The following is an 8,601-nucleotide window of genomic DNA, read 5'->3' on the forward strand; positions in this document are numbered from 1 at the left end:
CGAACGCGGCCACGCCACCCGCGGCCAGCAGGCCGGCAACGGCGGCGATGGCCGGCCAGCGCTTCGGCCGCACCGGCGCTGCCGGGCCGCTGGCGCCAGCAGGGTGCGGTGGCGCAGCGGCAGCGGCCGTCGCCGGCGCGAGAACGGGACTGCCGTCGCCGATGGCACGCGTGGCTTGCACCGTCCCCGGCCAGCCGGTGTTGCCCGTCGGCGCCGGCCCCGGCCCGTCCCTGTGCAACGGCGGCAAGTCGATGCGCGCCGTGGTGCCGAGGCCCGGCAAGGCGGCGGCCGGGGCACCGCCGGACGACGTCAGGTCATGGCGGAAGGCGTCGATCGACGCCGTGCGCTGGTCGGGCAGCACGACCAGGGCGCGGTCGATCGCCGCCAGGAAATGCGGGTTGTAGCGGCCGGCTGCACGATCGACGAGAGGGACGTACGAGTCGCCGAACATGCGACCGACGGAGGCCGGCGGCGTCTTGCCGGTGATGATCCAGTGCACCACCGCCGCCAGGGCGTACACATCGGTCCACGGACCCTGCTTCAGGCCCGGCACCTCGGCGTACTGCTCGACCGGGGCGTAGCCCGGCTTCAGGATCGCGGTGAGCGCCTGCGTCATGTCGCCGATGACGCGCCGGGCGGCACCGAAGTCGAGCAGCAGCGGCCGCTCGTTGGGGGCGAGCAGCATGATGTTGTCGGGCGCGATGTCGCGGTGGAAGCACTGCGAGCCGTGCAGCATCGACAACGCGTGGCAGATCGGTTCCAGCAGGCCCAGGATCCACGCCTCGTCGGGAGGTTGCGCAAAGCGGCGCACCGCGTCACGCACGGTCACGCCCTCGTAGAACGGCATCACCATGTAGGCCGTCCCGTGCGCCTCCCAGAAGCGGTAGACCTTGACCAGCGCCGGGTGGTCGAACTGGGCGAGCAGCTTGGCTTCGTTGATGAAGCTCTTCATCCCGGCCTCGAACGTCTCCTGGTGCCGTTCGGAGCGAGGCCGCACATCGGTCTGGCCGGCCCGGAAGGCGATCGACGAAGGCATGTACTCCTTCAGCGCCACCTTGCGGTCGAGCGAGTGGTCCCAGGCCAGGTAGACGATGCCGAAGCCGCCTTCGCCGAGGGTCTGCGTCAGTTCGAACTCGCCGAGGCGCGTGCCGGTGGGCAGCGTATGCGTTTGCTGGCCGGTGGCGGCGGAAGCGGCAGGCGCCGGCTCGGCGCGCTCCGTCCCGGGCGCGACACGCGCCGTCGGGCGGCCGGCTCCTGGCGGCCGGACGACGGTCCGATCGTCTTCCTCGTCCGGGTTCATGTGGGGCCGGATCGTACAGGGTGGGGCGCGCCGCTCACCCGTGCGGCCGCGACTTCCAGACGCTCGCCAGCCAGGGCTGCTGCTCGCGCGGCAGGCCGGGCGGCCGGTAGTAGTGCTCGAGCTCGTCGAAGCCGGCCGCGGCCATGAACGCACGCCACCCGGCCAGGCCGTGCCAGACGCCGTAGCGCTCGCCGCGCCAGCCCTCCTCGCCCGCGCCGCGCGGGTTGGAGCTGAGCAGGATGCCGCCCGGCTTCAGCGTCGCGCGGAGCTCGCGCAGCACGCGCGGCAGCTCGGCGCTCGGCACGTGGAACAGCACGGCGTTGGCGAACACGCCATCGAATCGTGCCGCCGGCAGGGCCATGCGCAGCAGGTCGCCCTGCCAGACCTCGCAGCCGCTGTGCGCGCGCGCCATCGCGGCGAAGCGCGGCGAGCCTTCGAAGCCGATCGCGACATGGCCGAGAGCCGTGAGCGTCTTCAGGTCGCGGCCCGGTCCGCAGCCGAGGTCGAGCAGGGGCGAAGGCGGCGGCCCGGGCAGGTGGCGCAGCAGGGCGTCGATGTTCTCGCGAACGTCGTGGTCGCGCGTGCCGGCCCAGAACGCTTCCGCGCGCTCGTCGTAGTGGGCGAGCGTCGTCGCGGCGATGCGCGCGAGTTCCTCGGGGGGAAGAGGCATTTCGTCGGGGCTTCAGCGCTTCTCGAGGTACAGGAACAGGCCGTCGATGGCTGCGCCCTGCTCCTCGCGGATCGGCTGCCGCAGGCTGCGCGCGACGGCGCAGCCGTGCCGCGCGGCCAGGCCCAGCAGGTAGGGCTCGGTGTGCGCGTAGCGAAGGCTCGGCCGCAGCTCGAACCCGGTGTCACCCCGGGCCAGCTCCACCGAGAAGCCGAACACGCCGCCTCGATCCAGCACGCGATGCACGCCTTCGAACACCCGCTCGAGGTCGCCGATGTAGATGAACACGTCCGCCGCCAGCACCAGGTCGTGGCGCTCGCCGGTGCGCTGCAGGTGCTCGACGATGTCCGCCTGGATCAGCTCCGCGTACACGCCGAGCGCGCGGGCCCGCTCGAGCATGGCGCCGGAGAGGTCGAGCCCGTCGAGCCGCGCCACCGTGGGCTTCAGCAGCGGCCCGCACAGGCCGGTGCCGCAGCCGAGGTCGAGCCCGTGCGAGAACCGGCGCCCGCCGAGGCCCTCGACCAGCACTGCATGCGCCCGATAGCGCAGCGCGTGCAGCAGGTGGTCGTCGAAGCTTTGCGCGTAGCCGTCGAAGAGCGCCGCGACGTAGTTGTCGGGCGGCCGGGGCGGCGCCGGTTCGTCGCGCACCGAGGCGAGGAAGTAGCGGTGCAGCGGGGCGTCGGCGCCGTGCGCCATGGCCTGCTCGAAGCAGTGCGCGGCCTCCGCGAAGCGCTTCGTGTCGCGCAGGATGCCGCCGCGGTTGCTCCACGCCTGGGCATGGGCCGGGTCGGCGCCGAGCGCCTTCTCGTAGGAGGCCAGGGCTTCGGCGTGGCGGTCGAGCAGCTGCAGGGTCTGGCCGTGCCGGAACCACGCCTCGCCGTCGCCGGGCCGCAGCGCCAGCACGGCGGTGAAGTCGCGCAGGGCATCGGCAGGACGGGCCAGCATGTTGTGGGCGAGGCCGCGGTGAAAGAGGTCGGTGGCGCGGCCGCGATCGATTTCGAGCGCCCGGTCGTGGCTGGCGACGGCCGCATCGGGCCGGCCCAGGTCGGCCAGCGCGATGCCTCGATGCGACCAGGCGTCGGCGGCGGCGGCGTCGATCGCCACGGCTCGGTCGAGAACGTCGAGCGCCTCGTCGGGTCGGCCGAGCTTCAGGCGCAGCGCACCGAGGTTGACCAGGATCGAGATCCGCTCGGGGGCCCGCGCCAGGGCGTCCTCGAAGCAGGCTTCAGCGAGCTCGAGGCGTCCGCCCTCGAAGTGAGTGACTCCTTCGACAAAGTCAGCGCGTGCCCCTTCCAGGTCCTGGGTCATGAATGCATTCTTTTCCGCTCGCGGCGACCGCTCCCGACGCGCTGCCGCCGGTGGCGATTCTCGCCTGCAGCCGCGGCACGTTGCTTGCCTTGTCGAGGCAAACCCTCGCCCCTTCCCCGGCACGGAGCACCCATGAGACTGGATGAGTTGAACGGACAGTACGAACACCTGCGCAGCGAGCTCGACGCTGCCTATTCCGCCCCGGTGTGGGACAGCCAACGGATCAATCTGATCACCGAGCAGATGGTCCCGGTCGAGATGGCCCTGGCGTCGTTCCAGGCGTCGCGCGGCAACGAGTTTGGAGGCACCCATGTCTAGCGGTTACGAAGCGACGCCGATCGTCGAACCCTGGGGCGACAGCGGCTGGAAAGCCGGCGTCCTGCTGAGCTCGGGCGACCCGCGCGGCGACCGCCCGGCAAAATGCCTGGGCGAGCAGCTTTTCCCCTCGCGCGAGGACGCATTCGAATTCGCGTCCTCCGAGTACGGCGGCCTGGGCCGTTCCTAGACGTTCCGATCCGGCTTCGACGGCGCGCCCGGCAGGCGGATCCGCGACGAGGTCGTGGTCTTCGTCCGCTGCGCCTGGCGCAGGTAGTCGAGGCCGCGCCGGTTCCGCTCGGCCGTGGGCGCCGCGACGCAGTCCTGCGGGACGACCACCTCGTAATCGCGCATGCGCGCGTCGGTCGCGCTCATGACGATGCACTGGTCCGTCGCGACGCCGGTGAGGACGAGGCTGTTCACGCGCAAGTGGCGCAGGAGCAGGTCGAGCGGCGTGGCGAAGAAGGCCGAATGCTTGGGCTTGAGCACCGAGTAGTCGTCCGGACCGGGGCGCAAGGCCTCGACGATGCGACGGCCGGGCCCGTTGTCCTTCTGCATCGACAGCAGCACGAGCTGGCCGAAGTCCGAGCGCCAGTAGCCGTGGTTGTCGTTGACGTAGATCGCAGGCACCCCGGCGGCCTCGCAGCGCTGCTTGAACGCGGCAATTCGCGGCGCGATTGCCGCCGCCGCCGCGGCCAGCCGGCCGGCGTTTGGGAAGTCCCAGGCGCTGATCATGTCGATGATCAGCAGCGCCTTGCCGCCATGGGCCGCTTCGGCGGCGAGGGGAGCCCGCTCGGGCGCGACCGGCATGCCGACCCCGGGGCAAGCTTCATGCCGCGGCGCCAGCCGCGCGGGGCTGCGCCGCCACCGGCCAGAGGCGCCGCATCAGCAGGTAGAGCCCGGATCCGAACAGCAGGGCCGACGCGGCGATGGCGAGCGCCAGGCGGAAGGCCGCTGCGGCGTGGAGGCTGTTTGCGAGCAGGACCGAGACCATCGGCGGGCCGACGATCTGGCCGAGGCCGTAGGTGGCCGTGAGCAAGCCGATCGTGCTGGCGCTGCCCTGCGGGCGCAGGCGCCGCGCTTCCTGCATCGCGAAGAAGGTGATCGTCGTGAAGGGAAGGCCGAGGAGCAGGCTGCCGGCAGCGAAGCCGGCCTCGGTCGGACTGACGATACCGATGCCGACGCCGAGGGCCTGGAGCGCATAGGCCGCCGCGAGCAGGCGACGCAGGTCGCCGGCGACGCGCAGGCGCGTCGACAGCAGCGCTCCGACGACGATGCCGACGCCGAAGATCGGCCAGAACAGGTCCAGCGCGGGCGAGCCGGGCAACGCCAGGCGGGCGATGACCGGCAGGAAGGTGGCGGTGACGATGTAGCCAAAGCCCGCGAGTCCGTAGGCGACGGAAAAGCAGGCGATTTCGGCGCCCGATCCCCGGCGCGGCCGGGACCCGGGGTGTCCGGCTCCGCCGCGGGCCGGCTCCACCCTCCTGGCCCCGCCGTCGGCGTCGCTGCGCAGGATCGGCCAGACCGAGGCGCTGAGGACGATCGCCATCGCGCCGAAGACGAGCCAGGCCGCATCGGCGCGTCCGTTCGCCGCCACCAGGCCGCTCGCGACCAGCCCGCTCACGACGATGCCGACGCCCGGCCCCGTGAACATCACGCCGCCGAGCGGCGAACGGCCGCATGCCGCCAGGCGCCCGAGGCACCAGCCCGTGCTGTAGACGAAGACGACGGCGCTGGCGATGCCGGCGGCGAAGCGAAAGAGCGGCCAGGTGGCGGCCACCGGCACGGCCATCGCGAGCGTCAGCGCGGCGGTGGCCACCAGGCCGGCCCGGATGCGCGCCGTCGGGGCCGGTCCGTGCCGTGCCAGGCGCGCGCCCAGCCAGGGCGAGGCAGCACAGAGGAGCGCCCCCACGAGATAGCCGGCGTAGTTGGCGCTGGCCAACCAGCTCGCGCCGGGCAGGTCGATGACGCCGTCGCGCAGCATCATGGGCAGGATCGGCGTGAAGGCGAAGCGGCCGATGCCCATCGCGACCGCCAGTGAGACCAGGCCGGCCACGGCCACGCCGAGCGGCCCCGGCGCCATCCGCAGCGCCGCCTCCTTCAACCCGGCAGGTCGATGATCTCGACCCAGTTCGGGCCCCGGCCGACCGCCTGGTCCCCACGCCGGGTCAGGGCGCCGCTGGACGGATCGATGCCGTAGCACGCCAGCCGATGCGACGCCTGGCCGACGGCGATCAGGCAGCGGCCGTCGGGGCTGACGGCGAAGCCGCGCGGCTCGGCTTCGGTCGGCACCGAGCCGATCGGCGTGAGGCGGCCGCTCGCTGGGTCGACGGCGAAGCCGGCCAGGGTGCTGGTGCGCCGCTCGCTGGCGTAGAGGAAGCGGCCGTCCGGGCGCAGGTGCAGGTCGGCGGCCCACGGCTCGTCGACCACGGCGCCGTCCGGCAGGGCGCTCACGGTCTGCAGCGACGCGAGCCGCCCGTGGGCGGCGTCGAGCGAGAGCACGTCGAGGCTGCCGTCGAGCTCGTTCAGCAGGTAGACGACCGGAAGGGCCGGGTGGAAGACGAAGTGACGCGGCCCGGCGCCGGGCCGGCCCCGCCACGCCGGCGGCTCGTTGTCGTCGAGCCGGCCGGTCCCGGCGTCGAACCGGAACTGGCGCACCAGGTCGCCGCCGAGCGAGGTGGCGAAGGCGAACCGGTTCGTCGGGTCGACCTGGATGGCGTGCGCCTTCGGCTCCGTCTCGATGACCTGGGCCGCGGCGGCGACGACGCCGTCGTCGCCGATCGGGCTGACCGCCACCCGGCTGCTGCCGTAGGAGGCGCCGAGCAGGAAGCGGCCGCGCCGGTCGGTCGAGATCCAGCACATGCTCGCCGGCAGGGGCGCCTTGCCGATCGGCCGCAGGCGGCCATCGGCCGGATCGATCGCGAAGCTGAGGACGCGGAACGGCTCGGACCGGATCGAGGCGTGCAGGACGCGGCGATCGGGCGAGACGGCGAGCGGCATGACCTGGCCGGCGCAGGGCACCCGCTGCAGCTCGGCGAGCTCGCCGCCGGCGTCGCCCGCGTCGCCGAGGCCGAGGACGGCGATGTCGTGGCTGTCGGCGTTGGCGACGTAGACGACGCTGCGCGGCCGGGTCATCGCTCGCCCTCCTCGCCGGGGCCCGAATGGGTCACTGCCCCGAGGTGGGCCGGCCCGACCAGCGCCGCGTACTTCTCCAGGACGCCGCCGAGCCGCTCCGCCCGCGCCGGCCGCCACGCCTCCACACGGGCGGCGAGTTCGCCGGCCGGGATGCACAGCTCGAGCGTCCGCGCCTCGCCGTCGATGCGGATCCGGTCGCCCGCGCGGACGACGGCGATCGGCCCGCCGAGCGCTGCCTCCGGGCCGATGTAGCCGACCATCAGGCCGCGCGTCGCCCCGGAGAAGCGACCGTCGGTGAGGAGCGCCACCTTCTCGCCCATGCCCTGGCCGTACACCAGCGCCGTGACGCCGAGCATCTCGCGCATGCCCGGGCCGCCGCGCGGCCCCTCGTTGCGGATGACGAGCACATCGCCCGCGGCGTAGGCCCGCTCGCTGACCGCCGCGAAGGCGTCCTCCTCGCACTCGAAGACGCGCGCCGGCCCCTCGAACACGGTGCTGGTCAGGCCGGCGGTCTTGATCAGGGCGCCGTCCGGGGCGAGGTTGCCCTTGAGGACGACGACGCCGCCGCTCGGGTGCAGGGCGGCGCCGAGGCCGCGCACGACCTCGCCGTCGGCGGCCGGCACGGCGGCCAGCTCCTCGGCCAGCGTCCGGCCCGACAGCGCCAGCGTGTCGCCGTGCAGGTGGCCGCCGTCGAGCAGCACTTTCAGCACCGCGGCGACGCCGCCGGCCCGGTGCAGGTCGAGCGCCAGGTAGCGGCCGCCCGGCTGCAGGTCGGCGATCAGCGGCGTGCGCGCCAAGACATCGGCGACGTCGTCGAGCGTGAAGCGGATGCCGGCCTCGTGCGCGATCGCCGGCAGGTGCAGGCCGGCGTTGGTCGAGCCGCCGGTCGCCGCGACCGCGGCGGCGGCGTTCTCGAGCGACTTGCGCGTGACCAGGTCGCGCGGCAGCGGCCCGCCGTCGCGCAGGATCTCGGTGACGCGGCGGCCGGCGCGGCGGGCCAGGGCCAGCCGCTCGCTGTACACCGCCGGCAGCATCGCCGAGCCGGGGATCGCCAGGCCGAGCGTTTCGGCCACCATCGCCATCGTGTTGGCGGTGAACTGGCCGGGGCACGAGCCCAGCGTCGGCGCGCAGGCGTGGCCGAGCTGGTCGAGCTCGGCCTCGGTCATGCGGCCGGCGAGGACCGAGCCGACGCCCTCGTAGGTGGTGAGGATGGTCACGTCCTTGTCGCGCCAGTGGCCGGGCAGCATCGCGCCGCCGTAGACGAACACGCTCGGCACGTTGACGCGCGCCATCGCCATCATCACGCCGGGCAGCGTCTTGTCGCAACCGGCGAAGCCGACCAGCGCGTCGTAGGCATGGGCGCGCATCACGGCCTCGATCGAGTCGGCGATGAGCTCGCGCGAGACCAGGCTCATGCGCATGCCGCGGTGGTTCATCGACACGCCATCCGAGACCGAGATGGTCGTGAACGGCACCGCTACCGCCTGGCCGGCGGCGACGCCGAGCCGCGCCGCGTCGGCCTGCGGCCCGAGCGACATCGAGCACGGGGTGTTCTCGCCATGCTGGCTGACGATGCCGACGAGCGGCTTGTCCATGTCCTCGTCGCCGAGGCCGACCGCACGCAGGAAGGCGCGGTGCGGGGCCCGGTCGAGCCCTTCCTTGACGATCGACGAGCGGAGCTTCGGGGGCGGCGTGGTCATGGGGCGAGAGAATCCTTGAGGGCGCGGACGAGCGCATCGAGCGACGCGTCGGTGCGGAGCCCGAGCGACTCGGCGCGGGCGAACGAGCAGTCGATCGGCCAGCGGGCGAACTGCGCTTCGATCTGCGGCTGCGGATCGTGGCGGACGCGCGCCGCGGCGGCCGGGTCGACGCGGCC

At 73.4% G+C, this 8,601-nt stretch carries 9 protein-coding genes and 1 pseudogene; 2 read left to right on the forward strand and 8 right to left on the reverse strand.

Translation table 11 applies throughout. From position 1 onward, the window contains the following. The 3 genes from AC30N0_RS16970 to AC30N0_RS16980 form a co-directional block, all read right to left on the reverse strand. Positions 1–1,300: serine/threonine protein kinase (locus AC30N0_RS16970; protein WP_489519074.1), on the reverse strand; the 1,300-nt coding region annotated here is incomplete at its 3' end. 34 nt (positions 1,301–1,334) lie between these two features. Beyond that, the gene (locus tag AC30N0_RS16975) at positions 1,335–1,970 is read right to left on the reverse strand and encodes a class I SAM-dependent methyltransferase (RefSeq protein WP_489519075.1); all 636 of its coding nucleotides are present in this window, start codon (positions 1,968–1,970) and stop codon (positions 1,335–1,337) included. Positions 1,971–1,982: 12 nt separating this feature from the next. Beyond that, the gene (locus tag AC30N0_RS16980) at positions 1,983–3,275 is read right to left on the reverse strand and encodes a tetratricopeptide repeat protein (protein ID WP_489519076.1); all 1,293 of its coding nucleotides are present in this window, start codon (positions 3,273–3,275) and stop codon (positions 1,983–1,985) included. 132 nt (positions 3,276–3,407) lie between these two features. On the opposite strand from AC30N0_RS16980, the gene AC30N0_RS16985 reads away from it, so the two are divergent. Together AC30N0_RS16985 and AC30N0_RS16990 are read left to right on the forward strand one after the other, a co-directional pair. Then, entirely contained in the window at positions 3,408–3,593 is a 186-nt protein-coding gene (locus AC30N0_RS16985; protein WP_489519077.1) for a hypothetical protein, read from the forward strand. Continuing rightward, positions 3,586–3,780 carry a hypothetical protein gene (locus AC30N0_RS16990; protein ID WP_489519078.1) on the forward strand — a complete coding sequence of 65 codons (195 nt, stop codon included), beginning with the start codon at positions 3,586–3,588 and terminating at the stop codon, positions 3,778–3,780. Before AC30N0_RS16985 ends, AC30N0_RS16990 begins: the two co-directional genes overlap by 8 nt. Here the strand turns inward: AC30N0_RS16990 and AC30N0_RS16995 are convergent. The 5 genes and pseudogenes from AC30N0_RS16995 to AC30N0_RS17015 all read right to left on the reverse strand — a co-directional run. Beyond that, positions 3,777–4,400 (reverse strand): cysteine hydrolase family protein, encoded by a 624-nt coding sequence (locus tag AC30N0_RS16995; RefSeq protein ID WP_489519079.1) that lies wholly within the window; start codon positions 4,398–4,400, stop codon positions 3,777–3,779. The two genes, AC30N0_RS16990 and AC30N0_RS16995, sit on opposite strands and share 4 nt — an antisense overlap. A gap of 19 nt (positions 4,401–4,419) precedes the next feature. After that, complete coding sequence (locus AC30N0_RS17000) at positions 4,420–5,673, reverse strand: YbfB/YjiJ family MFS transporter (protein ID WP_489519082.1); 1,254 nt, start codon at positions 5,671–5,673, stop codon at positions 4,420–4,422. Positions 5,674–5,690: 17 nt separating this feature from the next. Next, positions 5,691–6,725: a lactonase family protein gene (locus AC30N0_RS17005; RefSeq protein ID WP_489519080.1), complete on the reverse strand. Its 1,035-nt coding sequence runs from the start codon at positions 6,723–6,725 to the stop codon at positions 5,691–5,693. Further along, positions 6,722–8,425, reverse strand: a complete 1,704-nt coding sequence (gene ilvD / locus AC30N0_RS17010) for a dihydroxy-acid dehydratase (RefSeq protein WP_489519081.1) — start codon at positions 8,423–8,425, stop codon at positions 6,722–6,724. The genes AC30N0_RS17005 and ilvD overlap by 4 nt, the downstream gene beginning before the upstream one ends. Then, positions 8,422–8,601: pseudogene (locus AC30N0_RS17015) on the reverse strand (hypothetical protein); the annotation flags it as partial. The pseudogene AC30N0_RS17015 and the gene ilvD, both read right to left, overlap by 4 nt.

This window comes from Rhizobacter sp. (assembly GCF_031412495.1).
Classification (GTDB): domain Bacteria; phylum Pseudomonadota; class Gammaproteobacteria; order Burkholderiales; family Burkholderiaceae_C; genus Schlegelella_A.

Coding starts and splice junctions, on each gene's coding strand:
- AC30N0_RS16975 (WP_489519075.1), bottom strand. CDS start 1,970: ATGCCTCTTCCCCCCGAGGAACTCGCGCGCATCGCCGCGACGACGCTC.
- AC30N0_RS16980 (WP_489519076.1), bottom strand. CDS start 3,275: ATGACCCAGGACCTGGAAGGGGCACGCGCTGACTTTGTCGAAGGAGTC.
- AC30N0_RS16985 (WP_489519077.1), top strand. CDS start 3,408: ATGAGACTGGATGAGTTGAACGGACAGTACGAACACCTGCGCAGCGAG.
- AC30N0_RS16990 (WP_489519078.1), top strand. CDS start 3,586: ATGTCTAGCGGTTACGAAGCGACGCCGATCGTCGAACCCTGGGGCGAC.
- AC30N0_RS16995 (WP_489519079.1), bottom strand. CDS start 4,400: ATGCCGGTCGCGCCCGAGCGGGCTCCCCTCGCCGCCGAAGCGGCCCAT.
- AC30N0_RS17000 (WP_489519082.1), bottom strand. CDS start 5,673: ATGGCGCCGGGGCCGCTCGGCGTGGCCGTGGCCGGCCTGGTCTCACTG.
- AC30N0_RS17005 (WP_489519080.1), bottom strand. CDS start 6,725: ATGACCCGGCCGCGCAGCGTCGTCTACGTCGCCAACGCCGACAGCCAC.
- ilvD (WP_489519081.1), bottom strand. CDS start 8,425: ATGACCACGCCGCCCCCGAAGCTCCGCTCGTCGATCGTCAAGGAAGGG.